The organism is Mesorhizobium huakuii, assembly GCF_030160235.1.
In the GTDB taxonomy this organism is placed as follows: domain Bacteria; phylum Pseudomonadota; class Alphaproteobacteria; order Rhizobiales; family Rhizobiaceae; genus Mesorhizobium; species Mesorhizobium huakuii.
This window is the reverse complement of the sequence record NZ_BSNY01000053.1, coordinates 43,274-61,555: the sequence shown is the minus strand read 5'-3', so window position 1 is coordinate 61,555 and position 18,282 is coordinate 43,274. Positions and strand designations below refer to the sequence as shown.

Genomic DNA, 18,282 nt, shown 5'->3' with positions numbered 1-18,282 from the left:
ACGTGCCGCGGATGGCCGGCGTCACGTCGGATTTGCTGGATTCTCCTGCCCCCTTTTGCTAGCGAGACATGATGAGCAATCGATTGCCGCCCGCCTGGGCAAAGCACCTCAAGACCCAAACCGCGACGAAGGCGTTATCGCCGAAAGTGGCACCACCGAAGGTCCAACCGTCAAAGGTCGCCATGTCCCGCACGCATGCCGACGACATGCTGTTGAGGCAGGCCCTCGAACTGCAGCAAGCCGATCGGCTGACTGAGGCCGAGGAACTTTGCCTCAGGGTTCTGGCGCGGACGCCCGAACATCCGCTGGCGCTGTATATGCTGGGGACGCTGGGGCTCGGGTTCGATGACGAAAAGGCCTTGCGGTATTTCGCTCGAGCGGTGGGAGCGGATCCTCGTAACCCCTATTACCACCTTAGCTTGGGGGAAGCCTATCTCAAAGTGAGCGAGTTTTCGCCAGCGATCCGGCACATTCAGTACGCCTTGGCCGTCAAGCCGGATCTGGTGGAGGCGCTTTGCGCCTTGGGTGATGCCTACAGTGCGTTTGACAAGGGGGAGATGGCGTTGCTCCTCTTCGAGAAGGCGCTGAAGATCGCGCCAGATCATCCTCTGGCCCGAATGGGGCTGTCCCACGCACTCGCAAGCTTGGGCCGTATGGATGAGGCCGCCGTTCATCTGAAGGAGACGATTGAACGGCGCATCGCCGTACCGGCTGCCTACAATGGACTTGTACACACGCGCAAATACGCGGATGAGCCGCCGGAACTCGAGGCAATCCTGGCCGAGTTGCGAGACACGGACCACGGATCGGAGGGAGCGGCAGCGCTTCATCACGCGGCCGGCAAGGTGCTCAACGACATGCGTCGCTACAAGGAGGCGATGGACCACTTCAAGAAGGGAAATCAAGCCGCGGGCCACAAATTCGACCTGGAAAACTACCGTCGTTGGGTCGATGCCATGATCGAAGCGTTTTCGCCGGAACTGGTGGCCTCAACGGCCGCTTATGGCAATCCCTCGGAGGTCCCTGTATTCGTCGTCGGCATGCCTCGCTCGGGCACGACACTGACAGAGCAGATCTGTGCCAGCCATCCCAAGGTTCATGGCGCCGGCGAGCTAAGCAAGCTTAGACGAATAGCAATGGCTATTGGCCTCGGAAACCGCTTCAACGCGAACATCAGCGAATCGGTAGCGACAATTACCAAAGATCTGGCCAGGACGTTGGCTGACGAGCACCTTGCCTATCTGCGTGAGCGGGCTCCAGATGCCCTTCGTATAATCGACAAGATGCCTCACAATTTTGAGCTGATCGGTCTGATCGGCATTCTCTTCCCCAATGCGCGCATCATTCATTGCCGCCGCGACGCTATTGACAATTGCATCTCCTCCTTCGTCCTGCAGTTCAATGAGGCGCACAGCTACAGCGCCGATCTTCAAACGCTGGGACTTTACTACAGGGAGTATGATCGCTTGATGCGCCATTGGGGCCGGATTTTCCCCGGACGTATTTTCGAAAATCGCTATGAGACTTTGATCGAAAATCAGGAGGAGCAGTCGCGCCGGCTCATAGATTATCTCGGATTGCCCTGGGACGATGCCTGCCTGCGCTTTTTTGATCGGGATGGGTCGGTAAATACCTACAGCCGCTGGCAGGTTCGTCAGCCGATCTACAAGTCGTCCGTCAAGCGATGGAGGAATTACGAAAGCGAGATCCAGCCGCTGATTGAGTCACTGGGCGATCTTGCTGAGGTTTGACCAGTAGATTCTAGCCTATGGGCGGCTTTCCCAGGACCATGTAGTCAATCTCGCCGATCCATCGCGCTCGCGCCTTTCACTGAGACTTTCCCCCGCCGGCGCAATTTCGGTTTGACCGGACAGCAGTGGGGGCGCCCCGGCGATCCATGTTGTGACTTTGACGCGCGGCTGGTGCGGAATTCTACTCCGCTGCATTCTTCGGCTGGGGTAACGGCATGGATCCCTGAGTCTCGCTCCGCTTTGCGTCGCTACGCCCAAGGAGGACGACTTTGGGCGGACGCCGAACGCAACACTGCGACGGCACCTCGGGACACTGCCAGCGTAATAGAAAAAACCCGGCGGTTACCCGCCGGGTTCCAATTTCGCCGAAGCGAAGTCTGTTAGAACGAGCGCTGGAAGCGGAGGATGCCGCCGACGCTGTTCTTCTTGCCGGCACCGGTCCAGTCGACATTGGACGGGTCGGTCGTGACATCACCAAACTTGCCGTAGTGATCGTAATCAACTTCGGCCGTGACCGTGAAGCCAGGAACGACGTCATAGGCGATATTCGCAGCCACGCCGTAGTTCTTGAGCTGGTCACCCGACACCTGAAGGTTGAACGAGGTCTTCTCGTTGAACTTGTAGGTGCCGCCGGCCCAGAATGCCCAGTTGCCGCCCCACTGCTTGTAGAAGCCGCGACCATGAGCGTCGACGAAGTTGGTGGAGTCGTCGTTGAGCTTGCCGTCAGAGCCGTAACCACCCATGACGAACAGTGACAGCGCGCTGGAGACATTCACGTCCAAGCGGGCCTTGCCGGCCACCGACTCGTAGTTGCTGTCATAAGCAACGACGCCGGTGATGGCACCCCAGCCCTGCGTGTACTTCACGCCGCCGACAACATGCGGGACATAGCTGTCGATCGTGCCAACCGCGCCCGAACCTTCTTCGAGCGAGACCACGGCCGAGAAGCCGTTGCCAGTGTCGAAATAGTACTGGACGACGTTGGTGTCGAAGTTGCCGTAGGGGACAAGCGTATCCTGGATGACGTTGCCGGCGTAGCCGATGAACGTATCAAAGGCCGATTCGTCCTTACCGACGCGCAGGCCACCAAGCTGGATCCAGGCGAAGTTCAGCGAAACGGCCTTATTGTGGGCGGAGTTGACGGTCCTATCGCCAAAGGTAGTGGCGCCATAACCGTTGTTGTTGCCGAAGTTGAAGCGGGTCTCGGTGTAGGTCTTCAACGTACCGAGCTCGGTTTCCTGGCCAGTCCAGGTCTTCAGCGTGAAGCGGGCGTTCTTTTCAAAGGTGGCCTGATCTTTGCCGCTCCTCACGTCAAAGGTACGCGCGCCATCGAACGAACCGATATCACCCACGCCGATGTCGTAACGGACATAGCCGCCGATGCGCAGGCAAGTTTCAGTGCCCGGGATGTAGAAGTAGCCAGCGCCGTAGACGTCGCAGATCTTGACGTATTCAGCGGGTTCCGGCTCGGCGACGACGACGGCGTCGGCGGCGCGCGCACCGGAAACTGCGATCAGGGCCGCAGCGGAGCCGAGAAGAAGGCTCTTGATGTTCATTTTCTGACCTCCAGTCAGAATCGAGAGTGGAGGTCGGCGAAAAACGGGCAAAATGGCCGTTTTCCGTTTTATCTCAGATAGATAGCATTATTGACCGTCGGCGGGACGCGGTTCGCCAAAATCACTTGCTCGCAAAAGCCTTGCCTGATCCGGGATTGAAATGCCGCCCCAGCTCCAGTGCATTGGCCTCGGTTTCGACTGCAATACACGCCTTCAAGACGACAGGCTGATGAGCCTTGGTCGACGTCAAATGGCCTGGGTTGATGTGATTCGAAGCGCGCAGCGCGAAGCAGAATGGCGGAGAGGATGGGATTCGAACCCACGAGAAGCTTTTGACCTCTACTCCCTTAGCAGGGGAGCGCCTTCGACCACTCGGCCACCTCTCCGTTGCGCCGCTGGATAAAGAAAAGCGCCGGCACAATCAACAAGCCCCAGCCATTATCTCGGAAAAAGAAGTCATTATATGGAAAAATGACAGGCGCACCGAACCGCGCCTTTCCCGCGTGGGGCGGTTCTGCGGCAAATCCCTGGCTAATGACTCGCAGCCTCGCCTTGATTCCGTCTGCCGGTTGCCGGATTCGGCCGGAAACAAGCGCTTGGAGCGGCCGAATGGTTAACGAGAGCTTTCTGAGTGAGGCCAAATCGTGTCATTTGTGCAACAACGCTGGGGGATAGCAGCCCAACACCCCTTTCGCCGGTACGATCGTTGTTGAACGCCGCCGCCTCATGGGTAATGTCGATTTCGAAGGAGCGGCGCGGTGCGCATCTTTTTCGGTAGTGGGGATGGGGCAGGGAACGCTGTCCTTCAGCAAAGAATACCCAGACCCGTTTTTTAACTTTTGACTGGAGGTCAGAAAATGAACATCAAGAGCCTTCTTCTCGGCTCCGCTGCGGCCCTGATCGCAGTTTCCGGTGCGCGCGCCGCCGACGCCGTCGTCGTCGCCGAGCCGGAACCCGCTGAATACGTCAAGATCTGCGACGTCTACGGCGCTGGCTACTTCTACATCCCCGGCACCGAAACCTGCCTGCGCATCGGCGGCTATGTCCGTTACGACATCGGCGTGGGTGATCGCGAAGGCGTGCAGAACGTTCCGGATCATCTCGATGTTGGCGGCACCAACGACACCTACTGGAAGCAGGCCCGCTTCACGCTGAAAACCTGGACCGGCCAGGAAACCGAGCTCGGCACCTTGAAGACTTACACCGAGACCCGCTTCAATTTCGGCAACAGCTCGGGCGACTATGCGAACCAGGATACGGATCCGACCAGCCCGACGTACAACGCGGACGCCGCCAACTGGCAGGCCCGTAACAGCGGTATCTCGCTGAATTTCGCCTGGATCCAGCTCGGTGGCCTGCGCGTCGGTAAGGACGAATCGGCCTTCAACACGTTCACCGGCTACGCCGGCAATGTGATCGACGATACGCTCGTTCCCTACGGCCGCTTCGACACCAATGTCATCCAGTACTATTTCGACGCTGGCAATGGCTTCTCGGCCGTGGTCTCGCTCGAAGAGGGTGATGGCGCCTACACGATCGACAGCTATGTTCCGCATGTCGTCGGTGGCGTGAAGTGGACGCAGGGCTGGGGTGGCATTTCCGGCGTCGTTGCGTACGACAGCAACTATGAAGCTGTCTCGGGCAAGGTTCGTTTGGACGTCAATGCGACCAGCGCGCTGGCGCTGTGGGTCATGGCTGGCTATGGCAACAAGTCTGACGTCGGCGACCCGAATTCCGGTCACAACTACTACAAGAACTGGGACGGAAGCTGGGCTGTTTGGGGCGGTGGCACCTACAAGTTCAACGAGAAGACCTCGTTCAACGTCCAGGCGTCGTATGACGACGGCAAGACCTTCGGTCTCGCGGCTAACATCGCTTACGACATCGTCCCGGGCTTCACGGTCACGGCCGAAGTCGACTATTTCAACAAGGCGTCAGGCGACTTCCGCGCTGTCAAGGATGACGGTGTCGGCGGTATCCTCCGCTTCCAGCGCTCCTTCTAAGGGCTGGTTCCTTACAGGTGAAATCCAGCCCGGGCGCACAAACGCCCGGGCTGTTTTTGTTTCGTGGCTGGGTCAACGCAAACGAAGGAACAGGGGGAATCGGTAGCTGAACAAGTCCGCGGAGTGGTTTCGTGGGATCCGCCGAAAGGTGGATGAGATCACAATCGCGTGATTTAATCTCTTGAAAGGACGCTTTCCAGCGGATAGGGCTGACCTATTCACTCGGGGGGCGTGACGGATTATGACCAACGAAGCGATTCAAGAGGGTAGTCCCTCAGATCCGTTTTCGATGTTTTCTTCTCAGAATTCAAAGATAAAATACACTTATAACAAGATAAGAGAAGTAAAGTCATATCGGGTTGGAGATCTTTTTTCAGCATATCGGGATATATTGTGGGATGATGGGCGGCATAAATACAATGTCAGCTCGTTCATCGGCGAGATAGACGAGATTCTCCTTGGGGAGCGTTTCAGCGCCTTTGACCAAACTACCCTTGATAACCTTATCGGCACCTTGCGCCAGCGCGGCAACAGCAACGCAACCATCAATCGAAAGATGGCTGCCCTCAGCAAACTGCTGCGCAAGGCTTACAAGATGGGAGATATCCACAGCCTGCCCGAGTTTCGCCGCCAGAAGGAGCGGGCGGGACGGATTCGCTTCCTCGAGAGGGACGAAGAGGCAAGGCTGTTCGCCGCCATCAGGAGCCGCAGCGAGGATGCCTACAGGCTTTCCGTCTTCCTGGTCGATAGCGGCTGCCGTCTCGGCGAAGCCCTCGGGTTGATCTGGAACGATATCCAGGAACATCGCGTCTCCTTCTGGATCACCAAATCCGGCCGCAGTCGCACCATTCCGATGACCGAACGGGTCAAGGAGGTCATCAAGCTGCCTCCGACCGAAGGCCGCCGGCCCAAAGGTCCGTTCACCAAGCTCAGCCAGGCGCAATATCGTGCGATCTGGAACGATGCGAAGGCTGAAGTCGGTCTTGGAGCAGACGATCAGGTGGTACCGCACATATTGCGCCACACCTGTGCTTCGCGTCTTGTCCAGGGCGGAATCGACATCAGGCGCGTGCAAATGTGGCTCGGCCATCAGACCTTGTCGATGACCATGCGCTACGCGCATCTTGCCACCAATGATCTCGACGGCTGTGTCACCGTGCTCGAGACACCTCGGAGTTCTGGGGCGGCCAACAGCGTTGAAAGCTCCGTATTTTCATCGCCGCTGACCACACCTTCGGCCTCGAAGCCGGCGCGCAAATCGAAGAGCGAAGCGGCAAAGGCCCCCGGTAAAGGCTCTAAGGCAAATTAGCTCGGGGCAGCTTGCCAATTGGCCGCGCGAGTCGGCACTGCCGCTCGCCTGCCTGACGACATCCTCTCCCCGTACTAGTGATGGGGAGAGGGCGCTATGATCGCTGGTCTCGCAATCGCCGGCGTTGCAGGACGGGTTGAGAAAGTTGCGGCCAGTCCCCGTCTTCGGCTCGGCATATAAGCAGAGCTTTCATCGATGATTGGCCAATTGTCAGCGATGCAAAGGCCCGCTGTTTTCTCCTCGGCTCCGTACGGGAAGGTGAGAAGCGGACGAAAAGCCAATCGGTTCATGAAGTCAGGCCTATTTGAACCTTCCCGAAGGGTGCTCTGAACGGCTCTGCTGTTCTGCGCTGTCGAGAAATACGCCAATTGAGTCGGGCAAGCTGCCGGTTTCGAGGAAAGGGGCATGGCCCTGGCTCTCGACGGTGATCATTTCCATCATCGGATGGCGCTGGCGCATCTGCTCCAGAGTTCCAGGCGACAACAGCCTGGAATTGGCGCCACGCACGGCGAGCAGGGGAATAGCCGCCAACGCCTCGAACTGCGGCCACAACGCCGGCAATGGCTGCGACAGGTCGAGATTGGCGACGGTATCGACCAGTCTCGGATCAAAATCCGGCAACAGCCCCTGATCCGTCTCGCGATAGAGCGCCCCCACCATGCGCGTCCAGTCGGCGTCGGTGAGTGTGGGAAAATCCTTGGCGTGCACGCTGCGTTGGGCATCCGCCGCCTGGGCGAAAGTTTTCGGCTTCGGCGCGCGTTCGAGATAGGACTGGATATGGGCAAGGCCGGCCGGCTCGATCACCGGGCCGATGTCGTTGAGAACAATGGCTTTCAGCACGGCCGCCCGCAGCGCGCCAAGCACATGGATGATCAGCCCGCCGCGCGAGGTGCCGATGAAAGCGGCCTCCTCTATGCCGAGTGCGGCCAGCCCGGCAAGGATGTCGCCAGCCTCGACGCCGACATTGTAGTGGCTGACATCGGGATCGTGGGCCGACTGCCCACGCCCGCGATAGTCGAAGGCAACCACTTTGCGCGCCGCCGGGGATCGCGTCGAAAGATAAAGCGCCAGCTCATGAAAGTCCCGTGCGTTGCGGGTCAGGCCAGGCAGGCAGACCACAGGCCAGTGTCCGGACTTCGCCTCGCCATAGACGCGCGCATGCAGTCTCAGCCCATCTGGCGCGGCGTAGAAGAAGTCGCAAAAGCCTTCGGTGTTCGACATCTGGACACGGTTCCTTCCCACTGCTTCCCTGACTGCTACAGGCGAGGGCGAGGAGCGTCAAATGAAGGCATTCCCTTCTCCCCTTGTGGGGGGCAAAGGGCGGGCGAGGCGTGTGATTCGCCCAGGGCGATGGGTCGGCGCGCAGCGCCGAGACGGATGAGGGGAGCGTGACGGAGTGAGGCGTTGGCGTTCCCTGGCCCCTTCATCCGTCGCCTTGGGCGACACCTTCTCCCGCAAGGGGAGAAGGGAAGGAGGACCTCAACCGCGCCCGTTCACCAGGTCGCCGACGATGTCGTATTTGCCGGAAATCCGCATCTTGTAGACTTCGTAATTCTCCATCACGCGCTGCACGTAACTTCTTGTTTCCGTGTAAGGAATCCGCTCGATCCAGTCCACCACCGCATCGATGTCCTTGCCGCGCGGGTCGCCGTATTTCGTCACCCACTGGCTGGCCCGATTGGGCCCGGCATTGTAGCCGGCAAAGGTCAGCACATAGGAGCCGTTGAAGCGATCGAGCTGCTCGCCGAGGAAGGCCGAACCGAGTGTCGCATTGTAGCCGGCGTCGGTGGTCAGCCGCGCCTGCGAAAACTGCAATCCGGCCCTCTTCGCCAGTTGCTTGGCGGTTCCCGGCATCAGCTGCAGCAGCCCGCGCGCGCCGGCGCTGGATACGGCGCCGATGTTGAATTCGCTCTCCTGACGGGCAATCGCATAGGCCAGCGCCTTGCCCGAGCCGGAAATATTGGCCGATTCAGGGATGACGCCGAGCGGGTGTGACAGCGCGCCGACATCGATGCCACGCGCGCCGGCGATCTTGCCGACCTTCAGCGCCATGAAATGGTTGCCCTGCTTTTCGGCAAGGACTGCGAGCAGCGCCAGTTCGCCCGGGCTGGTCATCTGGCCGGCAAGGTCGCGATAGAGTGTCTCGGCATAGCGGTCATAGCCTGCCTCCTGCAGCCGCTTGATCGCGCTGACAGCCTCACGGCCGGCAAAATTCTGCCGGTCGGCGGCACTTGGCGTGGGATAGACGATGTTGAGCGCCTGCCGGCCGACCCGTTCGGCGGCAAGCTGGCCGTAAAAGGTCGTGCCGTAAGTGGCGGCGCGGCCAAAATAGTCCTTGGCATTGCCCGGGCCGCCGACTTCCGCGGCACGGCCGAGCCAGTAATAGGCACGCGAAAGGGTCATCGGTCCCTGCGCGAGGTCGGCGATGCGCGAAAAATGCGTTGCGGCGAGCTTGGGGTCGTTGAGACCGCGCAACGCATACCAGCCGGCATGGAACTCGGCCTCGGCTGCATTGGCGGCACTTTCGGCTGCATGCGTGGCGACGATCTTGTACGCCGTCTTCATGTCGCCCTGGTCGACCAGTTCGCGCGACAGCACCCGGCGCTCGACCCACCAGGCGTCCGGATCGACCAGAGCCTCGCGGTCCGTCGGCGCCTTCATCACGACGGCGGCAGCGCCGGCAAAATCCTCCTGCTTGCGCAGATATTCGGCCTGCGCGAAGAAATAGCCGGCAGAACGTTGGGATGCCGGGACGGCCTTCAGCAGTTTCAACGCATTCTTGTCCCCTCTGCCGGCCGCGGCCCAGGCCTCGGCAAACTGCTGGGCGCCGGCAAGGCCGGCAATGCGCAGTGCGGAATTCACCCGGTCGGCATAGAACATGCGGTCCATGCGAAAACGGTGGTCGGCGGCGGGGATCAGACCGCCGAATTCCTTTATCAGCGCCGTCTCGTCCTTGGCTTCAAGGATCGCGGTGCGCCAGAACGGCGACAGCACCGAGCGTGCGGCCTTGACATTGCCCGTCGCCACATAGGCGCGGGCGAGAACCATGACGCCTTCGAATGTCTGCGGCTGGCTGCCATCGAACGCCGCGATGACGATGTCGGGGGCGGGGTTTTCTCGATAGAGCGCCCGCTCGCTGTTCTTGCGCAAGGCAATGGTGCCCGGCCAATTGGGAAGCATCTTCGCGGCGGCGGCGATGTCGCCGCTCGGAACCTTGTCGCCACCGTAAAGTGCGATCGCCCAGGCCAGTATGTGCTGGTCGAGCGATTGAGCGGGAAGCGCATCGCGCACACCACGAGCCCTGGGAATATCGCCGGCGGCCAATGCGTCGAGCCCGGTTTTCAAAAGCGCGACGTTGGGCGAGGGCGCCTGCTGCGCACTGTCCTGCGGGCTCGGCATCGGGATCGCCGAGGTGACCCGCGCGTCCACGCTGCCGCTGATCGCCACGCCTGGCATCAGCGCGGCGATGGCGCCAAGCAGCGCGAAGAGGTGGGGCCGACGGGTCGGCATGGTCTCGTGTCTTCCTTGGTTCAGCATCATACCAGCAGGCGAAGATGCCTCGAAGCCTAAACTTAGGTCGTGAAGGGCTCGTAAACAAAGAGTTATCGAGGCCGTTCGAATTGCGCTTGCTGGCACCATGGCAATGCTTGCCGCGCAACCATGTCGAGACTATGGTGCGCCGCTTCGCTTTCGGTTAGAAGGCGCGCACGACAAACTGATCGACAAGACACCGATGCATGTCGCCCAAAAGTGGATACCGGTTTTGGGACAAAGACATGCATAAACCAAAAGATGCATGTCGCCCAAAAGTGGATACCGGTTTTGGGACAAAGACATGCATAAACCAAAAGATGCATGTCGCCCAAAAGTGGATACCGGTTTTGGGACAACGGCGTGCATAAACAAACAAGTCCCAAGGAGTTGGACGACATGCTGAGAGGCTCGCTTACTGCGCTCGTGACACCGTTCGAACAGAGCGGGCGTTTCGACGAGAAAGCCTTTCGCGCATTTGTCGAATGGCAACTCGGGGAAGGCACGACAGGGTTGGTTCCGGTTGGCACGACCGGCGAGTCGCCGACGCTGTCGCACGATGAGCATCGCCATGTCGTCAAGGTCTGCATCGAGGTGGCCAAGGGCCGCGCTCCGGTCGTCGCCGGCGCCGGTTCCAACAACACCGCGGAAGCCGTTGGCCTCGTTCAATATGCCGAAAAGGCCGGCGCCGACGCCGCTCTCGTCGTCACGCCCTATTACAACAAGCCGACGCAGCGCGGCCTCTACGAGCATTTCGCCGCCGTGGCCAGGGCGACCAAGTTGCCGATCATCATCTACAACATCCCGCCACGTTCGGTGATCGACATGATGCCGGAGACGATGGGCCGGCTGGCGCACGACTTCAAGAACATCGTCGGCGTCAAGGACGCGACCGGCAAGGTCGAGCGTGTGTCCGAGCAGCGCATGACCTGCGGCAAGGATTTCATCCAGCTTTCCGGCGAGGACGCCTCGGCGCTCGGCTTCAACGCCCATGGCGGGGTTGGCTGCATTTCGGTGACATCGAATGTCGCGCCGCGGCTGTGTGCCGAATTCCAGGAGGCGACGCTTTCCGGCGACAGCGCCAAGGCGCTGGAATTGCAGGATCGTCTCTTGCCGCTGCACAAGGCAATCTTCATCGAGCCCGGCGTGTCCGGTGCCAAATACGCGCTGTCGAAGCTCGGCAAGGTCGAGAACGTGCTTCGGTCGCCGCTGGTTACGGTCGAACAGTCGACCGCCGAAAAGATCGATGCGGCCATGAAGCACGCCGGCTTGATTAATTGAGGATGAGGCGCCACCTCTCCACATCATGAATCAAGTCAGAAAAGCCGATCCCAACAACAAGACCGTTGCGGAAAACCGCAAGGCGCGGTTTTCCTATGAGGTGCTCGACACGATCGAGGCCGGCTTGGTGCTGACCGGCACCGAGGTCAAGTCGCTGCGCCAGGGCCAGGCCAATATCCAGGACAGCTATGCCTCGGTCGAAGGCGGCGAGATCTGGCTGATCAATTCCTATCTGCCCGAATATCTGCAGGCCAACCGCTTCAACCATGAGCCCAGGCGGCGCCGCAAACTCCTGCTCAACAAGCGCGAGATGGCCAAGCTGTCGCAGAGCGTCGACCGCGAAGGCATGACGCTGGTGCCGCTGAAGATCTATTTCAACGACCAGGGCCGCGCCAAGCTGTTGCTCGCCGTCGGCCGCGGCAAGAAATTGCACGACAAGCGCGAGACCGAAAAACAGCGCGACTGGTCGCGTGAGAAGGGCCGGCTCCTGAAGGAGCGTGGGTGAGAGACATCAGGCGGTAGCCCTCGAAAAGCCAGGTTGGCTTCCAAATTTCGGGCAAGCGCAACCGGCGGATACCAGAGGGGATCGCTTTGAAGAACCGGATCATCCTCTGGGGATCGATGAGCCTGGTTTTTGCGGCCATGGCCGTGGCCGGCGGTTTCTTCTACTTTCACACCTATTCTCCCGACCGTAACAAATATCCGGTCAGAGGCATCGACGTTTCGCATCATCAAGGCCAGATCGACTGGCGGCGCGTTGCCGCCGACGATGTCGCCTTCGCAATCATCAAGGCGACCGAAGGGGGCGATCATGTCGATCGCGCCTTTGCCACCAATCTGCTCGAGGCCCGCGCGGCCGGCATCGCCGTTGGCGCCTATCATTTTTTCACCTTCTGCCGGCCGGGCGCCGACCAGGCGAAGAATTTCATCTCGGCGGTGCCGCACGATCAGCCCTTGCTGCCGCCGGTGGTCGATGTCGAATTCGGCGGCAACTGTCCGCAGCGGCCATCGCCCGAACAGTTGAATGCCGAACTCCAGGCTTTCCTTGGACCTGTCGAGGCGGCGTTCGGCAAGACGGCGATCGTCTATCTGACCGATGAGGCAGAGGCCGCCTATGCCGGGCGGATCGCCGCCCGCCCGCTCTGGCTTCGCTCGCTGCTGGTGGAACCAGACCGCCACGACTGGGTCTATTGGCAGTACCACAACCGGGGGCGCGTGGACGGTATCGAGGGTGACGTGGACCTGAACGTTCTACAGGGCGGGCCGGAGAAATTGGCGGCGCTGCTTGCTCCGGTGCCTTGAGGGGGGAATCTATTTCCGCAGGAACGTCGCGATCTCGCCGAACACGTTGACGAACATTTCCTCCGTCAAGACGCCGGTATTGGTGTTGTAGCGCGAGCAGTGATAGCTGGAAAACAGCGTGATGCCACCGGCCGGCAACTGCCCGCCATGCTTGAACGGATAGGCGGCGACGCGCCCGCCGAGCGCCCGCACGGTCGACTGATGCGCGATCGACCCAAGCGCCAGCACGGCGCGCAGCTTGGGAAAGCGCGCAATCGTCGGCACCAGGAAGCTGCGGCAAGTGGAGATTTCGGCGCCGACCGGCTTGTTCTCCGGGGGCACGCAGCGCACCGCATTGGTGATTGCCGTGCCGACAAGTTCCAGCCCGTCATCGGGCCGCGCCTTGAACTCACCGCGTGCAAAGCCGTGCGCGATCAGCGTCGAGTAGAGCAGGTCGCCAGCGTAGTCGCCGGTGAAGGGGCGGCCGGTGCGGTTGGCGCCGCGCAGGCCTGGCGCCAGCCCGACGATCAGAAGCTGGACGGTATCCTCGCCCTGCGGCGGCAGGAAGGTCGGCACCGGCGCGTTGAACCAGGACGGCTCGCGCTGCCGCCACTGCGCAATGAAATCATTCAGTCGCGGGCAGAGCGGACAGTCACGGTTCGGTTCGGAAGCGGGGAGGGCGGTCAAGGTGACCGGCCTCAGTAGTCGTCCTCGTCGACTTCAGCCGGTTCTGGCCGGCGCACGGGCCGCTCGGACGGATCGCGGCCGACTTCGTTCTTCAGCGTCGTCAGGTCGATGAAATGATCGGCCTGGCGGCGCAGATCGTCCGAGATCATCGGCGGCTGCGAGGCCATGGTCGAGACGATCGACACCTTGCGGCCGCGCCGCTGCAGCGCCTCGACCAGCGTGCGGAAATCGCCGTCGCCGGAGAAGATGACATAGTGGTCGACGACATCGGCGAGCTCCAGCGCATCGACCGTCAGTTCGATGTCCATATTGCCCTTGATCTTGCGGCGGCCGGTCGAGTCGGTGAACTCCTTGGCCGGCTTGGTCACCACCTTGAAGCCGTTGTAGTCGAGCCAGTCGATCAGCGGGCGGATCGAGGAGTATTCCTGATCCTCGACCAGCGCCGTGTAATAATAGGCGCGCAAGAGATAGCCGCGCTTCTGGAAGCTCGACAGGAGCTTGCGATAGTCGATGTCGAAGCCGAGCGCCCGCGAGGTGGCGTAGAGATTGGCACCGTCGATGAACAGGGCGATTTTTTCACGAGGGTCGAACATGGAAAATATTCCTTTTCGAAAAATGCGGCCGTCTAAACGAAATGCGGTAGCGACTATCGGTCAGGCTCATAATAAACCGGCTGACCTTGTCCATCCGAGATAACGCCAGTTTGGTGGCAATCCAAGGCATGATGGGGCAATGCAAGCAATTGTGATCGCGGCGTCGAATGAAGGACACGGCCCGGTTTTGCCAAATCCGGCGTTCGGGCAGGGGATTGAGCGCCTAATAGTCCCGCCAATGCCATGATGCTTGTATTTTGGCGGCGTTCGGGTTATGGACCGCGCCTGTTTTCCATCAAATCCAGGCATGAAAGGGGCAGTCCATGGCCCGCGTAACCGTTGAAGATTGCATCGACAAGGTCGACAACCGCTTCGAGCTGGTGCTTTTGGCCGGCCACCGTGCTCGCCAGATCAGCCAGGGCGCGCAGATCACCGTTCCTCGCGACAACGACAAGAACCCGGTCATCGCACTGCGCGAGATCGCCGACGAGACGCTGTCGCCCGACGATCTCAAGGAAGATCTGATCCATTCGCTGCAGAAGCATGTCGAGGTCGATGAGCCCGAGGCTGATAGCGAGGTGATCGCCGACCAGACCGGCGGCGCTGTCGCGGCCACCGAAACCGACGACGCCGAGGACAACATCACCTTCGATCGCATGACCGAGGAAGATCTGCTGGCCGGCATCGAGGGTCTGGTTCCGCCGGAAAAGAGCGACGACTACTAAGAGAGTTTTCTGGACCTGCCCGGAACACGTTTCCGGCACTTCCGTCCCGGCAGTTTCGTGGCTATCTATGACATGCGCCGTACAGCAGTGCGGCGCATGATTCATTTCATCGCTGAGAGATTCCGCCCATGATGCGTCAGTATGAGCTTGTCGAGCGCGTCCAGCGCTACAAGCCTGACGTCAACGAGGCGTTGCTCAACAAGGCCTACGTCTATGCCATGCAGAAGCATGGCCACCAGAAGCGCGCTTCCGGCGATCCCTATTTCTCGCATCCGCTCGAAGTCGCCGCCATCCTCACCGAAATGCACATGGACGAGGCAACGATCGCCGTCGCCTTGCTGCACGACACCATCGAGGACACGACGGCGACGCGGGCCGAGATCGACGATCTGTTCGGCCCCGAAATGGGCAAGCTGGTCGAGGGTCTGACCAAGCTGAAGAAGCTGGATCTCGTCTCCAAGAAGGCAGAGCAGGCGGAGAACCTGCGCAAGCTGCTGCTGGCAATCTCGGAAGACGTGCGCGTGCTGCTGGTCAAGCTCGCCGACCGCCTGCACAACATGCGCACCCTCGACCACATGCCCGAGGCCAAGCGCCTGCGCATTGCCGAGGAGACGATGGACATCTATGCGCCGCTGGCCGGGCGCATGGGCATGCAAGGCATGCGCGAGGAGCTGGAGGAGATCGCCTTCCGCTACATCAATCCGGAAGCCTATCGCGCCGTCACCGCCCGGCTTGCCGAGATCTTCGAGCGCAACAAGGGCGTGCTGACCGACATTGAAAAGGCGCTGTCGGCGCTGTTTGAAAAGCACGCCATCAACGCCGGCGTGAAGAGCCGGCAGAAGAAGCCCTGGTCGGTGTTCCGCAAGATGGAGGCCAAGGCGCTGTCCTTCGAGCAGTTGTCCGACATTTTCGGCTTCCGCGTCGTCGTCGATACGGTCGAGGACTGCTACCGCGCGCTCGGCGCCATCCACACCACATGGTCAATGGTGCCCGGCCGCTTCAAGGACTACATCTCGACACCGAAGCAGAACGACTACCGTTCGATCCACACCACCATCGTCGGCCCCTCGCGCCAGCGCGTCGAGCTGCAGATCCGCACCCGTGAGATGAACAAGATCGCCGAATACGGCGTCGCGGCGCACTCGATCTACAAGGACACCGGCGGCAAGACGAACGGTGCCGGCCATGCGATCTCGAAGGAGACCAATGCCTATGCCTGGCTGCGGCGCACCATCGAGCAACTCGCCGAAGGCGACAATCCCGAGGATTTCCTCGAAAACACCAAGCTGGAACTTTTCCAGGACCAGGTGTTCTGCTTCACGCCCAAAGGCATGCTGATCGCCTTGCCGCGCGGCGCCACGCCCATCGATTTCGCCTATGCGGTGCACACCGATGTCGGCGACACCTGCGTCGGCGCCAAGGTCAATGGTCGCATCATGCCGCTGATGACGGAACTGAAGAACGGCGACGAGGTCGAGATCATCCGCTCCAAGGCGCAAGTGCCGCCGGCCGCCTGGGAATCGGTCGTTGTCACCGGCAAGGCGCGCGCTGCCATCCGCCGGGCCACCAAGAACGCCATTCGCAAGCAGTATTCCGGCCTCGGCGCGCGTATTCTCGAACGCGCCTTCGAGCGGGCCGGCAAGACCTTCACCAAGGAAAGCCTGAAGCCGGTGCTGCACCGGCTGGCGCGCAAGGACATCGAGGACGTGCTGGCGTCCGTCGGCCGTGGCGAACTTGCCTCCACCGACGTCATGAAGGCGGTCTTCCCCGACTACAAGGACGAGCGTGTCACGCCGGCCGCGCCCAAGCAGCGCGAGGAGGGCTGGTCGAAGATCCGCAATGCCGCCGGCATGCTGTTCCAGATTCCGGGCCGCGCCGCGCGCAAGGACAAGGACCAGCCTCGCGATGGCGCCGTGCCGATCCGCGGCGTGCGCGGCGACCTGCCGGTGCGCTTCGCGCCGGAGGGTGCTGTGCCGGGCGACCGCATCGTCGGTATCGTGCAGCCGGGCACCGGCATCACCATCTATCCGATCCAGTCGCCGGCGCTCCAGGCTTTCGACGACCAGCCCGAGCGCTGGATCGATGTGCGCTGGGACATCGACGAGCGCACCAAGGAGCGCTTCCCCGCGCGTGTCTCGGTCACCGCCATCAACGCGCCGGGCTCGCTCGCCGATATCGCCCAGGTCGTTGCGTCCAACGACGCCAACATCCATACGCTGTCGATGGTGCGCACGGCGCCCGACTTTACCGAAATGCTGATCGATCTCGAGGTCTGGGATCTCAAGCATCTCAACCGGCTGCTGTCGCAGCTCAAGGACAATTCGAGCGTCAGCGACGCACGGCGTGTGAATGGCTAGACCCTGATCCCGAAAAGTGGGAACCGGTTTTCGGGCAAGATCGGGGTCAATTCAAAAGGGGCGCAGATGAAGACCGATGAAGTGCTGGGCATTTTCCGCGAGGCGGGCGCTGTTCTGGAGGGGCATTTCATCCTGACGTCGGGCCTGCGCAGTCCTGTCTTCCTGCAGAAGGCACGGGTTTTCATGCACGCCGACAAGACCGAACGGCTGTGCAAGGCGCTGGCCGAAAAGATCCGGGCAGCGGTGCCGGGCAAGATCGACTATGTCGTCGGCCCGGCGATTGGCGGCCTGATCCCGGCTTACGAAACCTCGCGCCATCTCGGCGTGCCGGCGATCTGGGTCGAGCGGGAAGGGGGCGAGTTCCGCCTGCGCCGCTTCGAGATCGCCAGGGGTGCGCGCGTCGTCATCGTCGAGGATATCGTCACCACCGGCCTTTCGATCCGCGAAACCATCGAGTGCCTGCGCGAGCTTGGCGCCGAGGTGGTTGCGGCTGCCTGCATCATCGACCGTTCCGCCGGCAAGACCCATGTCGGCGTGCCGCTGATCGCGCTCGCCGAATATGAGGTTCCAGCCTACCCGCCGGACCGGCTGCCGCCGGAGCTTGCCGCGATACCTGCGGTCAAGCCTGGCAGCCGCAACATTTGACGAGGAGGCCGAAGTGATCGTCGGGATCGATCATTTCGTGTTGACGGTGGCGTCGCTCGAAGCGACCTGCGCCTTTTACCAGCGCGTGCTGGGCTTTGAGCGCATCGACACGCCGGGCCGGCCGACAGCGCTGGCTTTTGGCAGCCAGAAGATCAATGTCCACGAGATCAGCCGGACCTTCGAGCCCAAGGCGAAGGCGCCGACCCCAGGGTCAGGCGATTTCTGCCTGATCACCGAGCGGCCGCTCGACGAAATCCGCGCCCGTCTCGAAGCCAATGGCGTTGCGCTCGAACTGGGACCGGTGGAACGCATCGGGGCGCGAGGTCCGATGATGTCTGTCTATTTCCGCGATCCGGACGCCAATCTTGTCGAAGTCAGCCAGTACTTGCGGTAGCGGCTCAGGCATCCGGCTGCGACAATAAGCCGAAGCCGTTCTCAAATTCGCCGCGATTGTCCGGTGTTGAAGACGTGAATCTTACCAAAGATTATGGCGACGCGGCCGCTGTACAGGTAGCCTTCGGTTGTTGTCGGGGTTGCGTATGGCTATATCTAAGTCGCGATTG

15 protein-coding genes and 1 tRNA gene are annotated in these 18,282 nt (G+C 61.1%); 10 read left to right on the top strand and 6 right to left on the bottom strand.

The window, feature by feature from the left end:
- The first annotated feature begins 71 nt into the window (after nucleotides 1-71).
- Nucleotides 72-1,751 (top strand): tetratricopeptide repeat-containing sulfotransferase family protein, encoded by a 1,680-nt coding sequence (locus tag QQK95_RS26965; RefSeq protein ID WP_284277457.1) that lies wholly within the window; start codon nucleotides 72-74, stop codon nucleotides 1,749-1,751.
- 380 nt (nucleotides 1,752-2,131) lie between these two features.
- Here QQK95_RS26965 and QQK95_RS26960 read toward each other — a convergent pair whose 3' ends face one another.
- Both QQK95_RS26960 and QQK95_RS26955 read right to left on the bottom strand, forming a co-directional pair.
- Complete coding sequence (locus QQK95_RS26960; RefSeq protein WP_284277456.1) at nucleotides 2,132-3,307, bottom strand: porin; 1,176 nt, start codon at nucleotides 3,305-3,307, stop codon at nucleotides 2,132-2,134.
- A gap of 295 nt (nucleotides 3,308-3,602) precedes the next feature.
- Nucleotides 3,603-3,693 (bottom strand) — tRNA-Ser (locus QQK95_RS26955).
- A 471-nt stretch (nucleotides 3,694-4,164) separates the two neighbouring features.
- On the opposite strand from QQK95_RS26955, the gene QQK95_RS26950 reads away from it, so the two are divergent.
- A complete protein-coding gene (locus QQK95_RS26950) occupies nucleotides 4,165-5,310 on the top strand; it encodes a porin (RefSeq protein WP_284277455.1) in 1,146 nt (381 codons plus the stop codon).
- A 241-nt stretch (nucleotides 5,311-5,551) separates the two neighbouring features.
- Entirely contained in the window at nucleotides 5,552-6,619 is a 1,068-nt protein-coding gene (locus tag QQK95_RS26945) for a tyrosine-type recombinase/integrase (RefSeq protein ID WP_284277454.1), read from the top strand.
- Between the two features lie 300 nt (nucleotides 6,620-6,919).
- Here QQK95_RS26945 and QQK95_RS26940 read toward each other — a convergent pair whose 3' ends face one another.
- Both QQK95_RS26940 and QQK95_RS26935 read right to left on the bottom strand, forming a co-directional pair.
- Entirely contained in the window at nucleotides 6,920-7,840 is a 921-nt protein-coding gene (locus tag QQK95_RS26940; RefSeq protein WP_284277453.1) for an alpha/beta fold hydrolase, read from the bottom strand.
- 258 nt (nucleotides 7,841-8,098) lie between these two features.
- Nucleotides 8,099-10,129: a lytic transglycosylase domain-containing protein gene (locus tag QQK95_RS26935; RefSeq protein ID WP_284277452.1), complete on the bottom strand. Its 2,031-nt coding sequence runs from the start codon at nucleotides 10,127-10,129 to the stop codon at nucleotides 8,099-8,101.
- 420 nt (nucleotides 10,130-10,549) lie between these two features.
- On the opposite strand from QQK95_RS26935, the gene dapA reads away from it, so the two are divergent.
- From dapA to QQK95_RS26920, 3 genes are all read left to right on the top strand, one after another.
- Complete coding sequence (dapA, locus tag QQK95_RS26930; RefSeq protein WP_284277451.1) at nucleotides 10,550-11,431, top strand: 4-hydroxy-tetrahydrodipicolinate synthase; 882 nt, start codon at nucleotides 10,550-10,552, stop codon at nucleotides 11,429-11,431.
- 25 nt (nucleotides 11,432-11,456) lie between these two features.
- On the top strand, nucleotides 11,457-11,936 hold the full coding sequence (gene smpB, locus QQK95_RS26925; protein WP_006202221.1) for an SsrA-binding protein SmpB: 480 nt from the start codon (nucleotides 11,457-11,459) through the stop codon (nucleotides 11,934-11,936).
- Nucleotides 11,937-12,022: 86 nt separating this feature from the next.
- Nucleotides 12,023-12,733: a glycoside hydrolase family 25 protein gene (locus tag QQK95_RS26920; RefSeq protein ID WP_284277450.1), complete on the top strand. Its 711-nt coding sequence runs from the start codon at nucleotides 12,023-12,025 to the stop codon at nucleotides 12,731-12,733.
- 9 nt (nucleotides 12,734-12,742) lie between these two features.
- Here the strand turns inward: QQK95_RS26920 and QQK95_RS26915 are convergent, their stop codons facing one another.
- Nucleotides 12,743-13,399 (bottom strand): uracil-DNA glycosylase, encoded by a 657-nt coding sequence (locus tag QQK95_RS26915; RefSeq protein ID WP_284277449.1) that lies wholly within the window; start codon nucleotides 13,397-13,399, stop codon nucleotides 12,743-12,745.
- A gap of 11 nt (nucleotides 13,400-13,410) precedes the next feature.
- A complete protein-coding gene (locus QQK95_RS26910) occupies nucleotides 13,411-13,992 on the bottom strand; it encodes a LabA-like NYN domain-containing protein (protein WP_010915096.1) in 582 nt (193 codons plus the stop codon).
- A gap of 323 nt (nucleotides 13,993-14,315) precedes the next feature.
- On the opposite strand from QQK95_RS26910, the gene rpoZ reads away from it, so the two are divergent.
- The 4 genes from rpoZ (at nucleotide 14,316) to QQK95_RS26890 (ending at nucleotide 18,113) form a co-directional block, all read left to right on the top strand.
- Nucleotides 14,316-14,717, top strand: a complete 402-nt coding sequence (rpoZ, locus tag QQK95_RS26905; RefSeq protein WP_284277446.1) for a DNA-directed RNA polymerase subunit omega — start codon at nucleotides 14,316-14,318, stop codon at nucleotides 14,715-14,717.
- Between the two features lie 128 nt (nucleotides 14,718-14,845).
- Entirely contained in the window at nucleotides 14,846-17,074 is a 2,229-nt protein-coding gene (locus QQK95_RS26900; protein WP_199642815.1) for a RelA/SpoT family protein, read from the top strand.
- Nucleotides 17,075-17,140: 66 nt separating this feature from the next.
- Nucleotides 17,141-17,719, top strand: coding sequence for an orotate phosphoribosyltransferase (gene pyrE / locus QQK95_RS26895; RefSeq protein ID WP_019857195.1), 579 nt, complete (start codon nucleotides 17,141-17,143; stop codon nucleotides 17,717-17,719).
- Between the two features lie 13 nt (nucleotides 17,720-17,732).
- Entirely contained in the window at nucleotides 17,733-18,113 is a 381-nt protein-coding gene (locus QQK95_RS26890) for a VOC family protein (RefSeq protein WP_284277443.1), read from the top strand.
- The last annotated feature ends 169 nt before the right edge of the window (nucleotides 18,114-18,282 follow it).

Coding starts and splice junctions, on each gene's coding strand:
- dapA (WP_284277451.1), top strand. CDS start 10,550: ATGCTGAGAGGCTCGCTTACTGCGCTCGTGACACCGTTCGAACAGAGC.
- QQK95_RS26940 (WP_284277453.1), bottom strand. CDS start 7,840: ATGTCGAACACCGAAGGCTTTTGCGACTTCTTCTACGCCGCGCCAGAT.
- QQK95_RS26950 (WP_284277455.1), top strand. CDS start 4,165: ATGAACATCAAGAGCCTTCTTCTCGGCTCCGCTGCGGCCCTGATCGCA.
- rpoZ (WP_284277446.1), top strand. CDS start 14,316: ATGGCCCGCGTAACCGTTGAAGATTGCATCGACAAGGTCGACAACCGC.
- QQK95_RS26945 (WP_284277454.1), top strand. CDS start 5,552: ATGACCAACGAAGCGATTCAAGAGGGTAGTCCCTCAGATCCGTTTTCG.
- QQK95_RS26965 (WP_284277457.1), top strand. CDS start 72: ATGAGCAATCGATTGCCGCCCGCCTGGGCAAAGCACCTCAAGACCCAA.
- QQK95_RS26910 (WP_010915096.1), bottom strand. CDS start 13,992: ATGTTCGACCCTCGTGAAAAAATCGCCCTGTTCATCGACGGTGCCAAT.
- QQK95_RS26935 (WP_284277452.1), bottom strand. CDS start 10,129: ATGCCGACCCGTCGGCCCCACCTCTTCGCGCTGCTTGGCGCCATCGCC.
- smpB (WP_006202221.1), top strand. CDS start 11,457: ATGAATCAAGTCAGAAAAGCCGATCCCAACAACAAGACCGTTGCGGAA.
- QQK95_RS26960 (WP_284277456.1), bottom strand. CDS start 3,307: ATGAACATCAAGAGCCTTCTTCTCGGCTCCGCTGCGGCCCTGATCGCA.
- pyrE (WP_019857195.1), top strand. CDS start 17,141: ATGAAGACCGATGAAGTGCTGGGCATTTTCCGCGAGGCGGGCGCTGTT.
- QQK95_RS26900 (WP_199642815.1), top strand. CDS start 14,846: ATGATGCGTCAGTATGAGCTTGTCGAGCGCGTCCAGCGCTACAAGCCT.